Annotated in this window: 16 protein-coding genes; 4 read left to right on the top strand and 12 right to left on the bottom strand. The window is 64.6% G+C overall.

The window, feature by feature from the left end; all coding sequences use genetic code 11:
* Positions 1 to 10: 10 nt before the first annotated feature.
* The 5 genes from L981_RS28240 to L981_RS28220 all read right to left on the bottom strand — a co-directional run bounded on the left by L981_RS28240 (position 11) and on the right by L981_RS28220 (position 7,917).
* Positions 11 to 1,720: an iron ABC transporter permease gene (locus L981_RS28240; RefSeq protein WP_043624382.1), complete on the bottom strand. Its 1,710-nt coding sequence runs from the start codon at positions 1,718 to 1,720 to the stop codon at positions 11 to 13.
* Between the two features lie 122 nt (positions 1,721 to 1,842).
* The gene (locus tag L981_RS28235) at positions 1,843 to 3,162 is read right to left on the bottom strand and encodes an ABC transporter substrate-binding protein (protein ID WP_043624379.1); all 1,320 of its coding nucleotides are present in this window, start codon (positions 3,160 to 3,162) and stop codon (positions 1,843 to 1,845) included.
* Between the two features lie 158 nt (positions 3,163 to 3,320).
* Positions 3,321 to 4,661, bottom strand: coding sequence for a sigma-54 dependent transcriptional regulator (locus L981_RS28230; protein WP_043624376.1), 1,341 nt, complete (start codon positions 4,659 to 4,661; stop codon positions 3,321 to 3,323).
* Positions 4,658 to 6,559, bottom strand: a complete 1,902-nt coding sequence (locus tag L981_RS28225) for an ATP-binding protein (protein ID WP_043624375.1) — start codon at positions 6,557 to 6,559, stop codon at positions 4,658 to 4,660. The genes L981_RS28230 and L981_RS28225 overlap by 4 nt, the downstream gene beginning before the upstream one ends.
* A gap of 2 nt (positions 6,560 to 6,561) precedes the next feature.
* Positions 6,562 to 7,917 carry an ABC transporter substrate-binding protein gene (locus L981_RS28220; RefSeq protein ID WP_052202067.1) on the bottom strand — a complete coding sequence of 452 codons (1,356 nt, stop codon included), beginning with the start codon at positions 7,915 to 7,917 and terminating at the stop codon, positions 6,562 to 6,564.
* 512 nt (positions 7,918 to 8,429) lie between these two features.
* Between L981_RS28220 and L981_RS28215 the strand changes: the two genes are divergently transcribed.
* Positions 8,430 to 10,244: an ABC transporter ATP-binding protein gene (locus L981_RS28215; protein ID WP_043624374.1), complete on the top strand. Its 1,815-nt coding sequence runs from the start codon at positions 8,430 to 8,432 to the stop codon at positions 10,242 to 10,244.
* Positions 10,245 to 10,298: 54 nt separating this feature from the next.
* Here the strand turns inward: L981_RS28215 and L981_RS28210 are convergent, their stop codons facing one another.
* The 4 genes from L981_RS28210 to L981_RS28195 all read right to left on the bottom strand — a co-directional run bounded on the left by L981_RS28210 (position 10,299) and on the right by L981_RS28195 (position 14,918).
* Positions 10,299 to 11,513: a TIGR03862 family flavoprotein gene (locus tag L981_RS28210; RefSeq protein WP_043624372.1), complete on the bottom strand. Its 1,215-nt coding sequence runs from the start codon at positions 11,511 to 11,513 to the stop codon at positions 10,299 to 10,301.
* A gap of 80 nt (positions 11,514 to 11,593) precedes the next feature.
* The gene (locus tag L981_RS28205; protein WP_043624369.1) at positions 11,594 to 12,667 is read right to left on the bottom strand and encodes an amino acid ABC transporter permease; all 1,074 of its coding nucleotides are present in this window, start codon (positions 12,665 to 12,667) and stop codon (positions 11,594 to 11,596) included.
* Entirely contained in the window at positions 12,664 to 13,776 is a 1,113-nt protein-coding gene (locus tag L981_RS28200) for an amino acid ABC transporter permease (RefSeq protein ID WP_245281731.1), read from the bottom strand. Before L981_RS28200 ends, L981_RS28205 begins: the two co-directional genes overlap by 4 nt.
* Before the next feature lie 98 nt (positions 13,777 to 13,874).
* A complete protein-coding gene (locus L981_RS28195; RefSeq protein ID WP_043624367.1) occupies positions 13,875 to 14,918 on the bottom strand; it encodes an amino acid ABC transporter substrate-binding protein in 1,044 nt (347 codons plus the stop codon).
* 374 nt (positions 14,919 to 15,292) lie between these two features.
* On the opposite strand from L981_RS28195, the gene L981_RS28190 reads away from it, so the two are divergent.
* On the top strand, positions 15,293 to 16,372 hold the full coding sequence (locus tag L981_RS28190) for a DUF930 domain-containing protein (protein WP_052202066.1): 1,080 nt from the start codon (positions 15,293 to 15,295) through the stop codon (positions 16,370 to 16,372).
* Positions 16,373 to 16,558: 186 nt separating this feature from the next.
* Here L981_RS28190 and L981_RS28185 read toward each other — a convergent pair whose 3' ends face one another.
* Entirely contained in the window at positions 16,559 to 17,761 is a 1,203-nt protein-coding gene (locus L981_RS28185; protein WP_052202065.1) for an MFS transporter, read from the bottom strand.
* Positions 17,762 to 17,868: 107 nt separating this feature from the next.
* Here L981_RS28185 and L981_RS28180 point away from each other — a divergent pair, with 107 nt between their 5' ends.
* A complete protein-coding gene (locus L981_RS28180; protein ID WP_043624363.1) occupies positions 17,869 to 18,807 on the top strand; it encodes an AraC family transcriptional regulator in 939 nt (312 codons plus the stop codon).
* 19 nt (positions 18,808 to 18,826) lie between these two features.
* On the opposite strand, the gene L981_RS35695 is transcribed toward L981_RS28180, so the two are convergent.
* Complete coding sequence (locus L981_RS35695) at positions 18,827 to 21,136, bottom strand: autotransporter serine protease (RefSeq protein ID WP_256364298.1); 2,310 nt, start codon at positions 21,134 to 21,136, stop codon at positions 18,827 to 18,829.
* Positions 21,137 to 21,153: 17 nt separating this feature from the next.
* Positions 21,154 to 21,624 (bottom strand): S8 family serine peptidase, encoded by a 471-nt coding sequence (locus L981_RS35855; RefSeq protein WP_043624360.1) that lies wholly within the window; start codon positions 21,622 to 21,624, stop codon positions 21,154 to 21,156.
* 174 nt (positions 21,625 to 21,798) lie between these two features.
* Here L981_RS35855 and L981_RS35410 point away from each other — a divergent pair.
* Positions 21,799 to 22,008, top strand: a 210-nt coding sequence (locus tag L981_RS35410) for a hypothetical protein (RefSeq protein WP_210166427.1), incomplete at its 3' end; no start/stop codon positions are given.

Genomic DNA, 22,008 nt, shown 5'->3' with positions numbered 1-22,008 from the left:
TCCTCCCGAATTACTTGGCCGTACCCAGCGCCTTCTGGCGGCGCTCGATGACATAGTGGGACAGAAGCGTGCAGAGCGCGACCATGATCACGGCGATGACGCCGAGGGCTGCACCTGGTCCGCGACCGGCCGGCGATTGCATGAAGACGTAGAGCCCGTAGGCGATCGGCGCGTCCGAATTGCTCTGGATCAGCATCAGCGTCGCCGAGAGTTCGACGGCGGCCGTCGAAAAGCTGGTGACGAAACCGGCGAGCAGTCCGCCGGTCATCAGCGGCAGGACGATGCGGCGGATGGTCCGCTGCTTGGTCGCGCCGAGGTTTTCGGCGGCCTCTTCGAGCGATTCCGATACCTGCTGCAGGGCAGCGTAGCAGGCGCGAAGCGCATAGGGCAGGCGGCGGATGGCGAGCGCCAAAACCACCATGACCCAGAGGGTCGCCAGCGGCGTGCCGTCGGGCAGCGTGATGCCGTAGAAGGTTCTGAGATAGCCGATGCCGAGCACAACGCCGGGGATGGCGAGTGCTGCGGTGGCTGCCCAGTCGAGCCATCGGCGGCCGATGACTTTGGTGCGCAGCACCAGATAGGCGATGGCGCCGCCGATGACCACGTCGATCAGGCCGGCAAGGCTGGCGTAGATTAGCGTGTTCTTGATGTAGAGCGAGCTTTCGCCGAAGACGCGGCCGTAATGGGCAACGGTGTAGGCATCGGGCAGCGGGCTGAACGACCAGACGGTCGCGAAGGAGAGCAGCAACAGGCCGATATGGGGCGACAGCACCAAGAGCAGGATCAGCGCGACGACGCCATAGGCGATCACGCTTTCGCCGCGGCTGAGCTTGCGCCTGGAAAGGCCGCCACCGCCGCGCTGCACCGTCGAATAGTCCTTGCCGCGCATGGCGACCGCCGAAAGCCACATGGCGAAGATCGAGACGGCAATCAGGATCACCGAGATGACGTAGCCCATCGGATCGGTGAGGCCGACCGAGGTGACGCGCAGATAGGCCTGCGGCGCCAGCATGTCCTTGACGTTGAGGAGCAGCGGCGTCGCCAGGTCGTCGAAGACCTTGACGAAGACCAGCGACGCGCCGGCGAGATAGCCGGGCATGGCAAGCGGAAAGACGATGCGGCGGAAGAGCCGGAAGCCGGAGGAGCCGAGGTTCTGGGCGGCCTCTTCCATCGACCGGTCGATGTTGCGCAGGCTGGTCGAAAGGTTGATCAGGATGAAGGGGAAGTAGTGCAGCGACTGCACGAAGATGACGCCGTTCAGCCCCTCCATGAACGGGATGCGGATGCCGAACCAGTCGTTCAGAAGCAGGTTCACCGTGCCGTTGCGGCCGAAGAGAAGCTGCATGGCCACCGCGCCGACGAAGGGCGGCATGATCAAAGGCACGAAGCCGAGCGTCTGGATGATCAGCGAACCGCGGAAGTCGAAGCGGGTCGTCAACACCGCGAGCGGAAGCGCAATGGCGCTCGCCCAGACGACCGACATCCCGGACACATAGACGGAGTTGAAGAAGGACCGGCGGAAGAGGTCAGTGTTGAAGAAGTCGATGAAGTTGACGATGGTCAGCGCACCGGTGCCCTTCTCGGTGAAGGCGGTGTAGATGACCGTGCCGGCGGGGATGACCAGGAAGATCGCCAGAAACAGGGCGATCACCGAGACAGCCAGGATCTGGCCAGGTTTGGCCGCGGCGGGCCGGATGGGAACGGAAGCGACGAGCGCCATGGGGCAGACTCCGGAGTGAGTTCGGCCAGCCCGGCGCGAAAGGCGCGCCAGGGTCGGCGAAGCTTGAATGTTTGCGGGAGCTTGACCGCCCGCCGGGATGGGCAGGCGGTCGCTGTCGTCGCTTAGTCGACGAGGTTCAGGGCTTCGTCAGCCTTGGCTTTGGCGGCGGCATACTTCTCCGTCGCGAAGGCGGCCCACTTCTGTTCCAGTTCCGCCTGGCGCGCGGTCTTGTCCTCGCCGCCGGTAAAGGCGTCACGGGTCTCCTTGCTCGCCGCTTCTTCCGCCGTGATCGGCATGGCAGCAACCAGGGCCTTGGCTTCGTCGAGAAGCGCGCGGGCAGCCGGCTGTTCGTTGGCGGCAAGCGCCTTTTCGGCCGCATGGATCGCCTGGGTGGCGCCCTTGAGGTTTTCAAGCTGGAAGGAGATCAACTGGTCGAACAGCGTGTCGACGACATCCGTGCGCTTCTTCGAAACGTCGCTGTCAAAGGTGATCATCGACTGGAAGCGCGGATCCTTGAAGGGGTTCGGGAAGCCTTCGGGCGCCTTGGCGTAGAGCGCCGGGTTGATCGGCAGACGACGGATCGCCGGCTCGAGCAGGACTTCCTGGCCCTTCTCCGACAGGATGTAATTGACGAAGGCTTCGGCGCCGGCCTGGTTCGGCGCATTGGCGACGATGCCGATATTGGCCGGAACGACCGTCGTGACCGAGGGATAGGCGAAGCTGACCGGGAAGCCGCTCGCCTGGGCCGAGAAGGCGAAGAAGTCGATGACGATGCCGATGCCGGTCTGGCCGGAGTTGACCGCATCCGGAACGCCGAAGGAGCGTTCGGTCACCTGCTGGAGGTTGCCGCCGATGCCCTTCAGCGTACCCCAGCCCTTGTCCCAGCCTTCGCCCTGCAGGATCGTCTCGATCGTCAGGTGGGTCGTGCCGGAGCGCGACGGGGCGGCGATGGCGACGTGGTCGAAATATTCCGGCTTGGCGAGATCGCCCCACTCGGCCGGCTTCGGCAGATTGTTGGCTTCCAGGTAACGGTCGTTCGACATGATGCCATAGCCCGATGCGGCAAAGCCGAAATAGAAACCATCAGGATCGTTGACCGGATAGGAGCCGACCTTTTCCGGCAGGCCCGTCACCGACGGGGTGAACTTGGCGAGCAGTTGCCTGCTCTTCAGGCTGTCGAAGGCGTCAGGGGCCGATGCCCAGAACAGGTCGACCTGATTGTTGACCTTGGTCTCGTCGATGTACTTGACGCCCGAGCTGGTACTCTTGTTCTGGACGTCGAGGGTGAAGCCGGGGTTGGCGGCCTCGAAGCCGGCCTTGAACGGATCGGTCACGTCCTTGGAGAACGAGGTGACGATCGTCACCTTGCCGCCGTCTTGCGCGTGCGCCGTCACGATGAAGGCAGCCGACATCAGCATCGCTGCTGCGATGGTTTTCAACATAGGTATCTCCTCCCAATAGACCGCCAATGCTTGGCGGCTGTCCTCTTGAGAGCAAGGCCCGTGCCAGATTGAAAAACCTAGAAAACCAGGCGTTCTCGCGCCCGGATGGGAAAGAAAGGTAACATTCGGGCCGGCGCGGTGGGGTCAAAAGGGTAACATCACCCCTCGTCGCCGTCGCTGCGGGCGTCGATGTCGAATTTGCGCATCTTCAGATAGAGCGTCTTGCGGGAGATGCCGAGGGCATCCGCCGTCGCGCCCACGCGACCTTCGTGCCTGGCGAGGCTGTTGATGAGGACGGTCCGTTCCAGCCGGTCCATCTGCGTTTCCAGCGTCTCGTCGCTTGAGACGCATTGGTCCGCGGTGGTACGTTCTTCAAGCCCGAGCACGAAGCGTTCGGCGACGTTGCGCAGTTCGCGCACGTTTCCGGGCCAGGGGCGGGCATTGAGGTCGGCGAGATGATCCGCGCCGACCGGTGGCGGGGTGCGTCCCTGACGCTTGGCGGCAAGACCGAGGAAGTGCTGGAACAGCAGGCCGACGTCGCCCTTGCGGCGCGCGAGCGGCGGCAGTTCGACCCGGGCGATATCGAGGCGGTATGCAAGATCCTCGCGAAACTCGCCGCGCCGCGCGGCGTCGTGAAGATCGGCCTTGGTCGCCGCCACCACGCAAATGTTGACCGGCAGTTCGACGTTCGAGCCGAGCCGTTCGATCACGCGCTCCTGCAGCACACGCAGCAGCCGCACCTGGGCTGCGAGCGGCATCGATTCGATCTCGTCGAGAAACAGCGTGCCGCCGTCGGCATACTCGATCTTGCCGATGCGCTTTTCGCGCGCGCCGGTAAAGGCGCCGGCCTCGTGGCCGAATAGCTCGGACTCGAGCATAGTCTCGGGGATGGCGCCGCAGTTGACGGCGACGAAGCGGCCCTTGCGGCCGCTAAAGTCGTGCAGCGCCCTTGCCGTCACTTCCTTGCCCGTGCCGGTGTCGCCGATGATCAGCACGTCGGCGCTGGCTGCCGCGATGCGCTGCAGCTTGTCGCGCAGCGCCACCATCGGCGCCGAATGCCCGATCAGCCGCGTTTCCCAGCCGTCCTTGTCGACGGAGAGCCGCAGCCGCCGGTTTTCGAGCAGCAGGCGCCGGTGATCGCGGGCGCGGCGCACGGTCTCGATCAGGTGGACCGGATCGGCCGGCTTTTCGAGGAAGTCCCAGGCGCCTTCGCGCATCGCCCGCAGCGCCATCGGGATGTCGCCATGCCCGGACATCAGTACGATCGGGATATCGGGATCGATCTTGCGCACGGCGGCGACCAGGTCGAAGCCGTCATGATCGGGCATGCGCACATCCGAGACGATCACGGTGTCGCTGTCGGCGCGCAGGCCGGCGAGCGCCGAGACGACGGAACCGTGCGGGGCGACGGTGAAGTCCTCCAATTCCAGCACCTGGCAGCAGGCCTCAAGCACGCTGGCGTCGTCGTCGATCAGGATGATGTCCGCTTCCGGTCTCATTCCGGGCCTTTCAGGGATACGAGGAATCGTGTGCCGGTCGGGCCGGTCTCGAGGATGGCGATGTCGCCGCCGAAATCCTTGACGATGTTGTAGGAGATCGACAGGCCGAGGCCGAGCCCCGAACCAACCGGCTTGGTGGTGAAGAACGGATCGAACACCGCCGGCAGGTTTTCCGCGGCGATGCCGTGCCCGGTATCGCCGACGATCAGGCGGGCGGCGCCACCGGTGACCTCAACGCTGACCGTCACGCACCGAAGCGACTGGTCAGAGACCGCGTCAAGCGCATTGCCGACGAGATTGACGGCAACCTGCTCGAGCCGGACCGGTTCGGCCATGACCATTGCAGGGAGGCCTTCCGGCAACGAAAGCTCGAGCATCACGCTCTCCTCCTCGAAACGATGTTCGAGCAGGCTGAGCGCGTCCCGCACTGCTGCGGTCAGATCGACCGGCCGCAGCTGCGCGTCGGGCCGTCGGGCAAAGCGGCGGATATGGCTGATCTGGTCGGCCATGCGTCCCGTCAGCCCCTTCATCTTGTCGAGGTTGTTGACCGCCTGTTCGCCCTTGCCGCGGCCGATCAGCGTGGCGGCGTTGTGGATGTGCGCGCGAAGGGCGGCCAGCGGCTGGTTGAGTTCGTGGCCGATGCCGGCCGCCATCTGGCCGAGGGCCGCGAGCTTTGCCGACTGGATCAGCTCGTCGCGGGTCTGGCGAAAGAGGGTCAGCGCACGCGAGAGGTCGCCGAGCTCGTCGGCCTCGGGCGGCGGGATCGCCGTGGAATGCCGGCCCGCGCTGATCGCGCCGGCGGCCGTCGCCAGCAGGCGGATACGGGCGATGAGGTTGCGGTGGACGTAGAAGTAGCCGATGGCGCTTGCCACCAGCACCGAGAGGATGGCGATCGCGAGGAGCAGGCTACGCCCGGTTTCGATTGCCGCGGCCGCGCGTCGCGCGGCGTCCCCGGCGCTTGCCTCGATCGCCACCACCTCCGTCTCGATCTTGCGGCCAAGCTCCTCGACCAGCCGGCCGTTTTCGCTGGCAAGTTCGGCAAGTGTGCCGGCCTGCAGCATTTCCGAGCGCTTGCGATTGGGGATGCCCGTCGAGGCGTTGGACTGGTCGAGAATGCGCCCGGCAAGCTGCCGCACGGTGATGCTGTCGGGCCAGCTGTCGAGCGAGCGGATGCGGCTTGCCAGTTCGTCGGCGCTGTCGCCGAGGAAGGCGTTGGTCTCCTGCATTTCCTCTTCGGTCGTGGCGTTGACGAGCCGCCCGATGAGACCGGTCGCAAGGTTTGCCTGGGAGACGACGGTCAACAGCGCTTCGCTCTTCTGCTGTTCGGCGAGCGCGGCCGCACCCTGGCCCTTGCGGGTTTCCGCCTCGATGTTGAAGCGGATGTCGTCGACCAACGGGTCGGCTTCTTCCAGAAGATCGGCCTGGACCCAACGTAACTCGTCGATGTCCGAACGCATCGCCTCGCGCAGCGTGAAGCGCTTGCCGGCCGCAAGGTCGATCTTTTTCAGGTTGGTGCCGATGGCCTCGGCGAGCGGCAGCAGCGCCGCCGTGCTCGATTGCGCCGTGTTTTCTTCGAGCAGGGCGCGGAGGGTCTGGAGGCGCGTCGCGTAGACGGCGCGGATCTCGTTGTATTCGGTACGGTTCTCGGCGCCGGCAAGCACCGACGTTACGGAGCCGATGTCGGCCCCGGCCTTGGAGAGGCGTGACGCGAAGGCGAGCTGCGGCATCTGCTCGTCGGCCATGCGCGACAGTTCGCCCGACAGCCGCTCATAGGAAAGCCAGCCGACCACGCAGGCGCCGACGGCAAGCCCGACGATCGCGACGAAGGCAAGCACGAGGCGGGCGCCGATACCGAAGCGCCAGCGCGGCTGCCGGGCGGTCGTTTCGAGCACCGCCATCGTCACTGCCGCCACGGATGGAGATTGACGGATCCGCCGGATCGCGCGGCCGAGGACAGCAACTGCTCCGCCTCGCTGAGGTTCTGCTCGATCCGCGCGCGCAGGCGGCTGGCGAGTTCCGCATGGGCAGGGGAGCGGGCAACGCCACGCGGCCATTCGCCTTGCAGGGCCGCCGCCACATTGGCGACTTCGCTTGCCGAAAGCGGGGGCTGGCCCAACAGCTGTCGCGCCCGGGCCAGCATGCTCAGCCGTTGCGCGTCTTCGATATTCATCGCCTCCAGATCCGCGGCCCTCTTCCACAGTCGGGCAAGGGTTGCCCGGCGGCGCACGATATAGTCGTCGAAAATCAGATTGACGAGCCCGTATCTGCGCGCCGACAGCGCCGCGTCGAAGCCACCGGATTTCAGCAGGCGCTCGCCGTCTTCCTGTGGCAGCAGGTTGCTGTTGAGCGCGGGATTGACCGGGATGCGCGCAATTGCCGGCGACAGCAGGAGTTTCTGGCCAGCCTCAGAAAGCACGAAATCGACGAAGCGTTCGGCTCCCGGCACGTTGCGCGCCCGGGTGAGGATGCCGATGCTTGCGGGCACGAACACGGTGTCGGGCGGCAGGACGAAGACGTTGCCGGCGCCGGCGAAATCCGGCGAGGTGGCGAGGAAGTCGATGGTGATGCCGATGCTGAAGCGCCGCTGCGCCACGCCGGAGGCAACCCCGAAGCTGCGGGCGGTAACCGTTGAGAGATTGCCGCCGAGCTGCGACAGCATCGCCCAGCCTTTCTCCCAGCCGTAGGTTTGCAGCAAGGCCTCGACGATCAGGTGCGTCGTACCCGAACGGGACGGCGTGGTGATGCCGATCTGGCCGGTATAGACGGGGTTCAGCAGATCCTGCCAGTTCTCCGGCACAGGCAGTTTGCTGCGCGCGAGATGGGCGGGATTGTAGACGAAGCCGTAGCCCGACAGCGCGAAGCCGAGATAATAGCCTTGGGGGTCGTTCACCGGGTAGCCGAAGACATGATCCGGTGCGCCGGTGTTGCGCGGCGCGATCGGACGCAGGCTCCCGTTGCGCTTCAGGAGTTCGAAGGCATCGGCCGCCGAGGCCCAGAAGATGTCGGCCGGCACATCCGCCTTCTCGATGACGAAGCGGCTGGCGCTCGCGGTGTTGCGCTGCACGATCGTCACTCGCATGTCGGCATTGGCGCGTTCGAACGCAGCGCGGAAGGGCTCGAAGAAGGACGGCGGATAGGAGGTGACCACCACGAGTTCCTGCTTCTCGACAGCACGCGCAGGGCCTGCAAACGCCATGAAGCCAAGGGTGATCAGCGGCAGCAGGGCCGCAATGATATAGAATCGGAACCTTGTCAATTCACTCCCACCGCGCATCGCCGTCCGGTCATTGCCGGTGCCGGTTGTCGCGGACCCTCCCCAAGATGCCGCCGTTTCGTGCCATGCACGGTCGGCGATCGCGGCGTACTCTGCTACGAACAGCACATCGCCGTAAACCCCGCAGGCATGTCGGAGACTGTTGCAAACAGGTCGCAGCCGCGACGATTGGCACCATGGCAAGATTTCTGCACTTGGCGGTTGCGCGCGATTCGCCTATAGCTCGTCTTCCGGCAACCAATCAGGGAGGTTTCAAAAGATGCCAGCTTTTTCTTTCTCCCTACGGGGCGGCGTGCAGTCTTGAACTGGGCCGGGAAGGGCATTTTCGCCTTTCCGTCTTTTCCAGGTCGGATTTCGTTTCGCTGACCTTGGCCCTTCCTCTCTTGAGGATACGGTCACTCCAATGATGCCGCATCGGAAGCTGGGTTCCTTTTAACGGCATATTCCATTCTGATCTTGTTTGAGGCCGATGCGTCGCGCATCGGGCGATTGTTATGGCTTTTACTCGTATTGACCTGCGCGGCGGGGCGTTCCGCAGCGTTCTCGGATTCACCTGGTCGCACTGGAAAGCGCAGCCGCTGCGCATCAGCGTCATTCTCGGCATGGTTCTCCTGTCGACGCTTGCCGACGTCCTGACGCCGCTCTATTCGGGCCGGCTCGTGGACGCCGTCGTTTCCGGCGTGGCGACCGATCAGCTTGCCTGGGATGCGGCGCTTGCCGCCTTCTGGATGCTGATGGCGCTGTCGCTCGGCGCGATCATCCTCAGGCACTTCACCTTCCTGGGGGTCACCGATCTGACGCTCAAGATGATGACCGACATCGCATCGGCGGCGTTTTATCGCATCCAGCGCTTCTCGACCGACTGGCATGCCAACAGCTTTGCCGGATCGACGGTGCGCAAGGTGACGCGCGGCATGTGGGCGCTCGATCTGCTGAACGACACCTTGCTCGTCGCCCTGTTTCCGTCCGTCGTGATGCTGGTCGGATCGACAATCCTGATGTCGTTCTATTGGCCGATGATGGGCGTCATCATCGGTATCGGGTCGATCGTCTTCATCCTGATGACGATCGTGCTGTCGCTCGGCTATGTCGCGCCGATGGCAAGCCTTGCCAACCGCTGGGACACCAAGCTTGGCGGGGCGCTCGCCGATGCCGTGAGCTGCAACATCGTCGTGAAGGGTTTTGGTGGCGAAAGCCGCGAGGACGCACGTCTTGCCAAGGTGCTCGCCAAATGGCGTGACCGCACGCGCCGCACCTGGATCCGCGGCACGACCAACGGCACGTCGCAGGGCGCCATGCTGCTCATCCTGCGCGCGGCGGTGATCGGCTTTGCGTTGTTCCTCTGGTCGAAGGGCCAGGCGACGGCCGGCGACATCACCTTCGTGCTCACCTCGTTCTTCATCCTGCAGGGTTACCTGCGTGAAGTCGGGCAGCACATCCGCAACCTGCAGCGCTCGATCAACGACATGGAGGAGCTTGTCGACATCCACGGCCAGTCGCTCGGCATCGACGACAAGGCGGATGCCAAGCCGATCCGGATCACCGACGGCCGCATCGAGTTCAAGGATGTGACGTTCCACTACGGTGCGCACCGCAAGCCGCTCTACGACCGGTTCTCGGTGACCATCCGGGAGGGCGAGCGTGTCGGCCTGGTCGGGCATTCGGGTTCGGGCAAGACGACCTTCGTCAAGCTGATCCAACGCCTGCACGACCTGAAAGCCGGCGAGATCCGGATCGATGGTCAGGACATCGCGTCGGTGACGCAGACCTCGCTGCGCCAGCAGATCGCGATCGTTCAGCAGGAGCCGATCCTGTTCCATCGCTCTCTGTCGGAGAACATCGCCTATGCGCGGCCGAACGCCACGCAGAGCGAGATCGAGAAGGCGGCGAAGCTTGCAAGCGCCCACGACTTCATCACGGCGCTGCCGAAAGGCTACGGCACGCTGGTGGGCGAACGCGGCGTCAAGCTCTCGGGCGGCGAGCGCCAGCGCATCGCCATTGCCCGCGCGTTCCTCGCGGATGCGCCGATCCTGATCCTCGACGAGGCGACATCGAGCCTCGATTCGGAATCGGAGGTGCTGATCCAGCAGGCGATGGAGCGGCTGATGCTCGGGCGCACGACGCTGGTCATCGCGCACCGGCTGTCGACTGTTCGCGCGCTCGATCGGCTGCTGGTCTTCGACCACGGCCGGATCGCCGAGGAGGGCACGCACGACGCGCTGATCCGTCTCGACGGCGGCATCTACCGCGGTCTCTTCGAGCGCCAGGCGCTGGAACTGACCAAGGGGCTGGTGCTGAACGACCAGTAAGGCTTTGACGCCACTTGAAACGATCGCCGCGCCTGGCAAGGGCGCGGCGATTTTTTATGCCGGCGGGCTAAGCCAGCGATCGATACCGCGCGCCGCCGCACGGCCTGTGGCAAAGCAGGCGGTCAGCAGATAGCCTCCGGTCGGCGCTTCCCAGTCGATCATTTCGCCGGTGACGAAGGTGCCGGGCATTGATTTCAGCATGTAGTCGTCATCGATCGCGGACCAGGCGATGCCGCCGGCGGACGAGATGGCTTCGGCGATCGGGCGCGGGCGGACGAGCGGGATCGGCAGCGCCTTGATCAAGGCCGCAAGTTCCGGCGGCGGCAAGCGCGCGGCATCAGGCGAAACCTCACGCACCAGCGCCGCTTTCACCCCTTCGAGGCCAGCCCCCTTGCGCAGGCGATTGGCGAAGCTGGTCTTGCTGTCGAAGCGGCCAAGGTCTTTTGCCAATTTCCCGACGGTACGTCCCGGGGCGAGGTCGACCACCAGGTCGGCCGGTTCCCCGCCGGACAATCGGTCCCGAAGCGCGCTCGTGTGCGCATAGACGAGGCTGCCTTCGATACCGGTCTCGCTGACCACGAATTCGCCCGGGACGGTGCCCGCGTCCGACGTCGCGGTGACGCCCTTCAGCGCCGCGCCGGCGAAACGCTCGCGGAAGGTCTCGCTCCAGCCGACATCGAAGCCGCAATTGGCAGGCTGGAATTTGGCGACAGACACGTCCCTCTGTTCCAGCCAGGAAACCCAGGCGGCATCCGACCCGAGACGCGGATAGCTGGCGCCGCCGAGCGCAAGCAGGGTCGCATCGGCGCTGACAAGCGCCTTGCCGTCGGGAGTATCGAACGCAAGCGCGTTGCCCTCAAAACCTGTCCAGCGGTGCCGCGTCAGGATGCGAACGCCTCGACCTTCCAGCGACTTGAGCCAGGCGCGCAACAGCGGCGACGCCTTCATCACCTCTGGGAAGACGCGGCCCGAGGAGCCGACGAAGGTTTCCGTGCCGAGCGTCTTTGCCCAGCGCCTGACATCGTCGGGCGTGAAGGCGTCCAACGCCGCACGCAGCTGTGGCGAAGCATCGCCGAAGCGCTCGGCAAAGGCGGCATAGTGTTCGGAATGGGTGATGTTCAGACCCGACTTGCCGGCGAGCAGGAATTTGCGCGCCACCGTCGGCATGCTGTCATAGACGGTGACCGCGTGGCCGCGCTCGGACAGCACCTCGGCGGCCATCAAGCCGCTCGGTCCGCCGCCAATGACGGCGATGTTTTTTTGTCCCATGCGCTTTGCCCGGTCACAGATTTCGCTTCGGCGCACTCTTGGCCCGGCGGCGCGTGGCACGCAACCCCCGTCGGATGTGGCTATCGGCGATGGCCACTGTTGAGCTTTCTCTCCAGCCAGAGGCTGTAGCGCGAACCGGAAAAGCAGATGGCGAAATAGACCAGTGCCGCGAAGATATAGGCCTCGCTGTAAAAGCCGAGCCAGGCGGGGTCGGTGGCCGAGGTCTTGGCGGCATTCAGCAGATCGTAGATGCCGATGACGGCCAACAGCGAGGTGTTGAGCACGATACCGATTGACAGGTTGACGATGGCCGGGATGACCGCCCGCAGCGCCTGCGGCAGCACCACCAGCCGGAGCATCTGGATCCGGCCGAGGCCAAGCGATAGGGCCGCCTCCTTCTGACCCGCCGGGATCACCTGGAGGCCGGCGCGGATGATCTCGGCGAGATAGGCGGAGAAGAACAGCGTGACGCCGATCTGTGCGCGCAGCAGCTTGTCGATGGCCGCGCCGCTCGGCAGCGCCATCGGCACGATCAGCATCGCCACGTAGAGAACGGCGATCATCGGCACGCCGCGCAGCACTTCGATGAAGGCGATGGCCAGGGACCGAACGATGCCCATGTCCGACTGGCGGGCAAGGGCCAGCAGCAGCGCGATCGGGAAGGCGAAGGCGAGGCCGGCGATCGAGACGGTGAGGGTGATCGGCAGTCCGCCCCAATGATTGGTCGAGACCGGCTCCAGTCCGGCCGCGCCCGCCATCAGCAGCCAGATGCCGAGAAGCGCCAACAACCAGATCGGCACCAGGCGGAGGCTCCAGAAGCGGGGAAGGGCGGAGACCGTCAGCAGCGCAGCGATCAGGACGATCACCAGCACGGGGCGCCATTGTAGCGGCGGCGGGAAGAAGGCAAACAGCATGAACCGAAACTTGGCGCCGACAAAGGCCCAGCAGGCGCCAGTGCCTTCCGCGGCGCAATCGGCCGCCGTGCCGGTCCAGACGGCGTCGATGACGGCCCAACGGACAAAGGGAAGAGCAAGCCAGAGGAGCGCGGCGAGCGTTGCCAGCGTGACGAGGCCATTGGCCCAGCCACTGAAGAGGCCTTCGCGCCAGCGGTGCCAGTCGGGTGCAACCGGCGGCGCAAGTTCGATCTGGCTCATTGTTTTCCTTCTCCGCGCAGGACCACGCGCCGGTTGTAGAGGTTCATGAGGGCCGAAACCGAAAGGCTGATGGTCAGGTAGACGGCGCCGATGAGGATGATCGCTTCGAGCGCCTGACCGGTGGTGTTGGCCGTGGTGTTGGCGACGCTGACGAGATCCGGATAGCCGATCGCGACCGCGAGGCTCGAGTTCTTCGTCAGATCGAGAAAGCTCGAAATCATCAGCGGTGTGATCACGCGAAGCGCCTGCGGCAGCACGACGAGTCGCATGATCTGCGTCGGTTTCAGCCCGAGTGCGCGGGCGGCTTCCCATTGACCCGACGCCACCGACTGGATGCCGCTGCGCACAATCTCGGAAATCGAGGCGGAGGCATTGACGACGAGGCCGATCAGCAGCGCGGCGAATTCCGGTGTCAGCGACAGGCCGCCGCGAATGTTGAAGCCGCCCTTGGCGGGCACGTCGACCGAGGCGCTGAAGCCGAGGGAGGTGAGCACGAGATAGAAGATTGCCAGCGCGCCGAGCACGGTGCCGGCGGTTTTCGGCAGATAGAACGTTGCGCCCGCCAGCAGGCGCCTGGAAATGATGAGTGCGGCGAAGGCGGTCAGGAGCAGCGCGGGCAGCCACACGGCGGCCGGCAGACCGTCGACCGAAAGCGAGGGCAGGAAGACGCCGCGATTGCTGAGATAGACGCAGCCGAGGAAAGTATAGGCGCCGCGCGGTGGCGGCAGCGCGCGGATGATCGCGCTCCAGAGGAACAGTTGCAGCAACAATGGGGTATTGCGCAGAAGCTCGACATAGCCATGCACGAAGGTCGCGAGCAGCAGATTGCCCGAGAGCCTGATGATGCCGAGCGCGACACCGAGCACGGTTGCAAGCAGGCAGCCGACGAGTGCGACCTTGACCGTGTTGGCGATGCCGGCGGCCAGCGCCCGGGCGTAGCTGTCGCCGGCTGCGTAAGGAAGGACGCTTTCGCCAATCTCGAAATTGGCCTGATGGGAGAGGAAGGCAAAGCCCGGCGTCAGGCCCATGCGGTGCATGCTCTCGGCGGTGTTCTGGCCGAGAAAGCCAAAAAGCAGCAGCACGCCGACAAAGAGCAGGCCTTGCTGCAACGGCAGCGGTCCGATCCACGAAAGGAGGCGCGAGACAGGTCCGGGCCCCGAAGGGCCCGGTTGGATGTGGCGTATCATGGGAAATGCCATGAACCGGCTCAACGGAACGGCGGCGAATAGAGCAGGCCGCCAGCCGTCCAGGGCTGGTTGTAGCCGCGCTCGAAATTGAGCGGCGTACCCTTGCCGACATTGCGCTCGAAGATCTCGCCGTAATTGCCGACGGTCTTGACGATGTTGTAGGCGAATTTCGGATCGAGACCGATGGCTTCGCCGAGCGACGGGTCGACGCCGAGGAAGCGCTTGATCGCCGGGTCTTCGCTCTTGAGGAAGGTATCGACATTGTCCTTGGTGATGCCGAACTCTTCCGCCTGGATCGTTGCGTAGACGGTCCAGTTGACGATTTCGAGCCACTGGTCGTCACCGGCGCGGATAGCCGGCGCCAAGGGCTCCTTCGACAGGCGCTCCGGCAGAAGCACGTAATCGTCGGGCTTGGAGAGCTGGGTGCGCTTGGCGGCAAGGTCGGTCGCATCCTGAGTGAGCGCGTCGACGCGGCCACTGTCGAGCGCCTTCAGGAACTCGCCGGTTTCCTCGATCGTGACCGGCGTGAAAGCCTTGCCGGTCTTGCGGAAGAAATCGGCGATGTTGAGTTCGCCGGTGGTGCCGCTCTGGACGCCGATCGTCGCGCCGTCGAGTTCTTCGCCCTTGGATACGCCGAGGTCCTTGCGCACCAGCAGGCCCTGGCCGTCGTAGAAGACGACGGGGCCGAAGTGGAAGCCAAGCTTGAAGGCGCGGCTCACCGTCTGGGTGACGCCCGAAAGCAGAATGTCGAACTCGCCAGACTGCAGCGCCGGCAGACGCTGCTGCGGCGACGAATTGGTGAACTCGACTTTCTCGGCATCGTTGAAGACGGTAATGGCGATGGCGCGGCCGAAATCGACGAAGAAGCCCTGCCAGCGGCCGTCGCTGTCGGGCGAGAAGAAGCCCGGCGTGGTGCCGACGCCGACCTTGATGACGCCGCGCGCCTTGATCTTGTCGAGCGTTTCGCCGGCGAGCGCCGAAGTGGCGATCAGGCTCGCCGCCAGCGCTGCCGTCGCGGCAAAGGCTTTTGTGAAAAGTTTTCGGTGAGTGGAAGTTCGCTGCATAAGGGTCCCCAAAGCCAAAGAATGTCATTGCGCCACCGGCCAGAGCCGCTCGAGGCGTGCTTAAAAATTAAATCTATAGAAATTATATAATAGGTATGATTGTGCGAAATAAGCGCGGGACCCGAAACAGATTTCGCCGCCTCGTTTTTGCCGGGAACGTTTTTGACAAGAGCTCATCGGTTGATGGCGATGACCCCAGAAGGCGGGGATTGCATTGGCCCTCGACCGATGACCGGCACGCTGCAGCGCAAAACTCCGGCTGCATATGCAGGCCTATGCCTCTTGTTGAGATCGGCGGAAGCTCCTAGGTTCCGCCCGTCGATTGGTTTATCTCCTTGGCGATGCAGCTTTTTGCGGGAAATTGGCGGGAACGGATGGGATGGGGCGCGCCGGTGTCGGTCGCCCTGCACCTCGTCGTAGCCCTTTTCCTTTTGTACGACCTGCCGTTCGAGCTGCCGAAGCCGCCGAAGGAGCAGACCGTCAACGTCGAGCTCGTTCCGCCGCCGGCAGAGGCCAAAGAGCCGAAGAAGGCCGAACAGAAGCAGGCAGAGCAAAAGAAGGCGGCGCCGAAAAAGGGCGAAGAGAAGAAGGCTGAACAGCCGAAACCGCAGCCCAAGCCTAAGCCCCAGCCGAAGGCAGACCCGAAGCCGCAACCCAAGCCGGCGCAACAGCTGCCGCAATCCTTCGCCTCGGCGATGGCCAAGACCAAGCAGGACAACAAGGAGGCAGAGCTTCCGCCGGCTGCGCGCGAGACGGAGAAAAAGACCGAGGCTTCCGAGCCGGCAAAGGCCGTGGACGACAAGGCAAAGCCGGCGGATAAGCCGGCAACGGCGCCTTCGACCGAGAAAAAAGAACCGGTCAAGGAGCCGAAGCCTCCGTCAACGCTTGCCGTGCCTGCGAGATCCACTGACAGCGCCACGCAGAAGGCGGATGAAAAGCCTGCGGCAACGGTGGCCGAAGCCAAGCCCGAACCAAAAGAGACGCCTGACGCCAAGCCGCAGACGGCCAAATCGGAAGGGACCACAAAGACCAAGCCGGCCGATGCTGCGGCAAAGGTCGAACTCAAGCCCGTTCCGAGCAAGTTGACCGAAGCAAAGGAACTTTATTCTGCAAAGTCGATTGCCGATCCGCGGGTGAAGCAGGCCCTGATCAACCTGCCGGTCAAGAGGCGGATCCTGCAACTGTGCAATCTCGAGGCGCTGGAACAGATCCGCAGCCAACGGCCGGATACCCCGCCCGAAGGATTGGTGCCGTTCGGACCGAGGGGCGGCTTCATCGCCAAAAACCGTATGGACGCCAGCGGTGGAGCCTACCAGAACAAATCGACTTGGTATGACGTCGACTTCAATTGCGTCGTCAATGAAGATGCGACCGAAGTGACCTCCTTCAGCATAGCGATCGGTGGCGAAGTGCCGAAAGCAGCCTGGAAGGAGCGGCGGCTTCCGGGGAATTGATCTTGGCGACGTGGGTGGAGGGGTGTGTGGTCTCCGACCAAGCCCACTACGCTCGCTGTGTGCAGTGCCCGCCGTGACCCCTGGTCGCTGCGCGGCGCTGAGAATTGCTTTGCCTGCCGAACCTTTGGGAGCCCGGCAGGCGCAGGTGCGAGTTGCCACTCCCGCACCAAGCTGATGCGGTTGTTGTTACTCCGCTGGTTGAAGAACCCGCTCGCGATAGACAGACACCAGCGAGGTGCCGAGCATCGCGGCCACGGCCGCAAAGAGGAAGACGCCGGCCGGACCCTGTAGTTCGACGAGCAGGCCGCCGAGGATTGCGCCGGTGGAAATGGCGATCTGGAAGGTGGTGAGCGTTGCGGCCCCCGCGCCTTCGGCCTCGTCGCCGGCAGCCCGGCTCAGGAACGACTGGACACTGACCGGCAGGGCGCCGAAGGCGAAGCCCCAGGCGGCGGTGGCAACAATCGCGACGGACGGCAGCGCGCCCGCCAGGGCCAGGACCAGCGTCGTGGCGGCGACGCCCGCGGCGGCCGACATCATCGACAGTCGCGTGCTGCGCTCGGCGAGGAAACCGCCGGCAATGTTGCCGAAGAAACCGCCGACGCCGAAGGCGAGCAGGATCGCGGTGATCGCCTCGACGCCGAACTGCGGCACCTGTTCAAGGAACGGGCGGACATAGGTGAAGCCGGCAAAGTGACCCGTGACGACGAGCAGGATCGTTGCCAGGCCAAGCCGGATCGCCGGGCGCCTCAAGACGTTGAGAATGGTGTTGAGCCCGGTCGTTCCCTTCGGCGGCAGGCGCGGCACGGTCAGCGCCTGGACGATGAAGGTGACGATGCCGACGGCGGCGGCAAGCAGGAAGGCGTAGCGCCAGCCGAGCGTCGCGCCGATCCAGGCGCCGACCGGGGCCGCGCAAACGGTCGCGATCGACACGCCGGACATCACGATCGCCATGGCGCGCGGCATCAGCCGGCCGGGAACGAGCCGCATGGCAAGCGCCAGCGACAGGGCCCAGAAACCGCCAAGGCCGATGCCGAGCAGGAAGCGCGCGACAAGCAGCATCGGAAGGCTGGATGCGAAGCCGGCGATCAGGCTGGAAATGATGAGAAGCGCCGTCAATGTGAGCAGCACGTTGCGGCGGTCGAAGCGACCGGTGTAGACGACGATCCCCGGGCCGGCGATGGCGGCAACGACGGCCGTGGTCGTCACCGATTGTCCGGCCGCACCGACGGTAACGCCGAGATCGGCCGACATCGGCGTCAGCAGGCTTGCCGGCAAAAATTCCGCCGTGACCAGGCCGAAAACGCCGAGCGCCAGGGATACGACCGCCGCCCATAGCGGCTTTTCTTGTTCATCCGCCTCGCCTGAAGGCCTTGCGACGATGCCATCCATAATTTCTATCTCCATTGCAGGTGAGATGAAAATATGCATGGCTTACTGGAGTTTCTATGCTAGAAAATCCAAAACACTGTGCCGTTTGTCCAAAGCTGGAGTGACTCATGACCGATGCGCTGACCGACATCCTGCGCGGCCTGAGGTTAGACGGAGTGGAATATGGGCGCTGCCAGCCCTGTGCGCCATGGGCAACCGCCTATCCGGCCCAGGAACCCGCGCGTTTTCACTTTCTGGCGTCCGGTTCGGCCCATCTTCAGAGCCCCGATGGCGCCTGGGTGGAGCTGACGCCGGGCGATGCCGTGCTCTTGCCGCGTGGCGACGCGCATGTGCTTGCCAGCAAGCCCGGCCTGCCGACGATCTCGATCCACGACCTGCCGAAACGGCAGCTTTGCGACGGCATCGTCGACGTGCAATGCCCCAATTCCGATACCCAGAACCTGCTGTTCTTCGCGGTGATGCAGTTCAACGTCGACCGGCTTCATCCCCTCCTGCAGCTCATGCCGTCGGTCATGCGCACCAGTGATCTGGCTTCGAGCGAGCCGTCGATCCCGTCGCTGCTCGATACCATGACGCGCGAGGCAGCGATGCAGCGCGTCGGCTCCGGCGGCATCCTGGCGCGGCTTGCCGACGTGCTGACCGCGACGATCATCCGCGCCTGGGTGGAGCACGGCTGCGGCACGGCGACCGGCTGGCTTGCCGCCGTGCGTCATCCGGAGGTCGGCCGGGTGCTCGCCGCCATCCATCTCGACCCGACGAAGGACTGGACGGTGCCGGAACTGGCAAAGCTCATGGGCGCGTCGCGCTCCGGTTTCGCCCAGCGCTTCGCCGATACCGTCGGCGAGACGCCGGCGCGCTATGTGGCACGGATGCGCATGCACCAGGCGCATCAGTGGCTGCGCGAAGGAAAGCGCGTCGCCCATGTCGCCAACCGTCTCGGCTATGATTCCGAGGCGTCCTTCAGCCGCGCCTTCCGCAAGATCATGGGCGCGCCGCCAAGCCATTCGCGAAACCTGACGCCGGCGCCCGAGCAGATCGCTTCGTGACCGGCGTGGCCAGCAGCCGCTAGAACTTGATGGCGAGATCGGCCCGCACCCCGTGATCGTGAGCGGCCGAAGCGATCTGCCCCTGATAGGAGATGCCAAGCGTTGCCGTCGGTGAGACGGCAAAGTCGAAACCGGCCTCTATGAGGGCGCTGTCGCGCGCGATCGGTGCGCCGGCGACCGAAAAGGCGTCGCTGCCGGAAAACGCCTGGGAAACCTCCGGCGTGACGTCGCCATACGCGTGTCGCCAACCAATGACGCCCCGGGCGGTAGCCTTTGCCGTTCCAAGGTCGAAATCGGTCGCCAACCGCAGGCCGAGCGTGGTGAAGGTCATGTCGTCCGAGCCGCCGCGTACGGATAGGGCCGCTGCGCCGCCCTTCTCCGTGAAGCTGTCGGTATGCACGTTGACATAGGCGAGATTGGCAAAGGGCTCGAAGGAAAGACTGCCCGCCTGCATGCCATAGCCGAGTTCGCCGAACGCCTGGGTGGTGCCGGCACGGTGGTCGGCGGTCAGGCTGCCGACCAGCACCGGCGAGATCACATTGCGGCTGCTGTCGATATCGCTCCACGTATAGGCAAGGCCCGAGCGGAACGACAGGGCGCCCCACTGCGTGCCGCCATAGACACCGAGATGATAGTTGTCGCTGGAGGCGGACGAACGGCGGTCGTCCACCTTGAAGCTCGACGAACTGTAGCCGGCGAGGAAGCCTAGCCTCCAGTCATCGTTGACGAGGCCGTCGAGACCGGCCACGAAGCCGCCGGTGGAACGCGATAGCGCGGCGGCGTTGCCGTCACCATCCGTATGGCCCCAGGCGCCGAAGGCGGAACCCCAGGCGCCGTAACGTTCCGCTGCCGCGATCGACCCGGTGGTGAGATCGTCCGCTGCCACGATCGGCAGCGCCTTCGCGCCGACGGTCTCGAAGGCCGAGCGCAGCCGGTCGTTCATCTGGTTGCCGATGACCTGGCTGTTTTCGATCAGGCCTGTCACGGTCGAGCCGTAGACTTCGCCGGGCAGCTGGCCGAAAAGATCGGAGGCGGTGCCGGCGTCAAGGGTCACCGCGAGATCATGCAGGGATCGGCCGAGGCCGAGGCGCTCGATCGCTCGAGCCGCTGATGCTCCGTTGCGGGTTGTCGCAAGGTCCGCAAAGGCCACGCCGTTGCGGGCGACATCGAGATAGACGGTGGTCGGATCGTAGGCGAGCGAGAGATCGAGGAACGCGTAGCAGCCGCAGTCGTCCTCGAACCGGCCCGTCACGCCACCGGCTGCGGAGAGGATCGTGTGGCGACCATTACCCTTGTAGTTTTCGGGCCTGATCATGACATCGACCATGCCGGCAATGTCCGCAGTGCCGGCGACGTCGAGCCGACTGGTGCCGTCGGGTGCATCGAGATTGACGAGGAACCAGGCGTCGCTTGACTGGCGAAAGTTGCCGTCCACGGTCAGAGCGCCGCCTTGTCCGCCCCAGCCGGGATAGATCGCACCGCCATTGTCGATGTTGCCGCGGATGATGCCGTCGCCCGAAAGCGTGCCGGTTTTATCGACAGCGGTGTTGGAGGTGATACTGCCGGAAAGTGCCAGAATGCCGCCATCGATGCGCGTGCCGCCGCCATATGTGCTGTTCCCGTGCAGCATCAGCACGCCATCGCCTGATTTGATCAGGCCACCTTGTCCCGTGATGTCGTTCGACCAACTGCTCTGCCCGTCGGGGACGTCCGCGTGAAAATCGCCCCAGTCGAACTTGCCCGGACCACGCACCGCTCTGCCGGCGCTGACGAGGCCATAGCCGAAGATTGCGTCAACGCCCGGATCACCGGAGTCGGTCGCCGTCCCCAGCAAGACCTGCCGCACCTGGTGCATCGTCATGTAAGGAAAAGCCTGTGCAACCAAGGCTGCCGTGCCCGCAACGAAAGGGGCCGCAAGCGACGTGCCGGTTTCTCTTGAGTAGCCGCCGCCGGGCGTTGCAACCATGATGTTGTTTTCCGGGTTGGCCCATACCCATTCGCCTTTCTCTTCGTCCCATCGATCGACATCGTCGCCCCCAGGTGCCGCGAGGCACCAATTCATGCTGACGCCGCATCGGTTTGACCAATTGGCTATGCGCGAGGGGCTGGTTGCAGCGACGGCCAGAAACCCTGGCTCCAGTTCTGGAAACAGGTATGGCGCGCCCGCCAACAACGAAGACTCTGTTCCGCCCGCATTACCGCTTGCGAAGATCAGTAGCGCCCCCTCAGATACCGCATAGCGATAGGTGGCGAGATTGCCCGGCATTTCTGCTTCGAACTGTTCGGCAGACAATTCGCCTGCGAACCCACCGCCATAGCTGTTGTTGATGATCCGTACGCCCTGATCTACCAGCGCCCGGATGCCGTAATTGGTCGCATCGAAATCGACATAGCCCGGCCTGTCCGACGCCCCACGGCGACGATGGTTGCGCCAGGAGCGATACCATGCATGCCGACCCCGTCGCGATTGGCGGCAATGACAGACGAAACCATGGTGCCGTGACCCTCGGCGACCGAATTCCACGGCTTGTCCGGGTTGAAGGTAATGCCTTCCGCATAACGCCCGGCAAATTCCGGATGCGTGATGTCGAGGCCGCTGTCGACCACGCCGACCTTGATGCCGCTGCCGTCGTAGCCCAGCATGTAGGCATACTCGGCGTGTATTGCCGCAAGCCCCCACTGCGCCTTGAATTCGGGCGTGCGCCAGGTCTCGGGATCACTGGGGTCGCCGACATCCTGTGCGAGCGCAAATTGCGACAATGCGGACGACAGCAGGAGCGTGGCGAGGTGGATGGCGGTACGGCAGTTCTTCTTCAAGGCAGGTCCCCGTGGGCCGGCGACGTGGCGCGGGGGGCGCAAGACGTTGAAAGGACATGGAATTCACGACGCGGGCCGCGCAAAACTATCCTTTGCAACCGGTAGGCGAAATACGGCAGTTGCCGTATTTCGTGTCGAACTGTTGATCACATGGCAGGGAATGGTCTGTCGAGCTTGCTGATCGTGACGGCACGCGGTTTCGGGATCGTCCGGTGTCTCGACGCGCGGTCCGTTGCGCCCGTGATGGATGCCGTCAACAAGCTTTTGCGCGTCACTACGCCCAGCGACCCCGCGAGATTGGTCGAAGGTCAGAAAGAGCGGTGGGTCTGCTCCACCGCCCTCGTGTTCGGCTATTGTGCCGGCTGGCTCTCCGCCGGCAGCACC

Origin of the sequence: Ensifer sp. ZNC0028 (genome assembly GCF_000799055.1) — a bacterium.
Classification (GTDB): Bacteria; Pseudomonadota; Alphaproteobacteria; order Rhizobiales; family Rhizobiaceae; genus Ensifer.
Note: the sequence above shows the minus strand (reverse complement) of the source record. Positions and strands in the feature narration are given on the sequence as shown.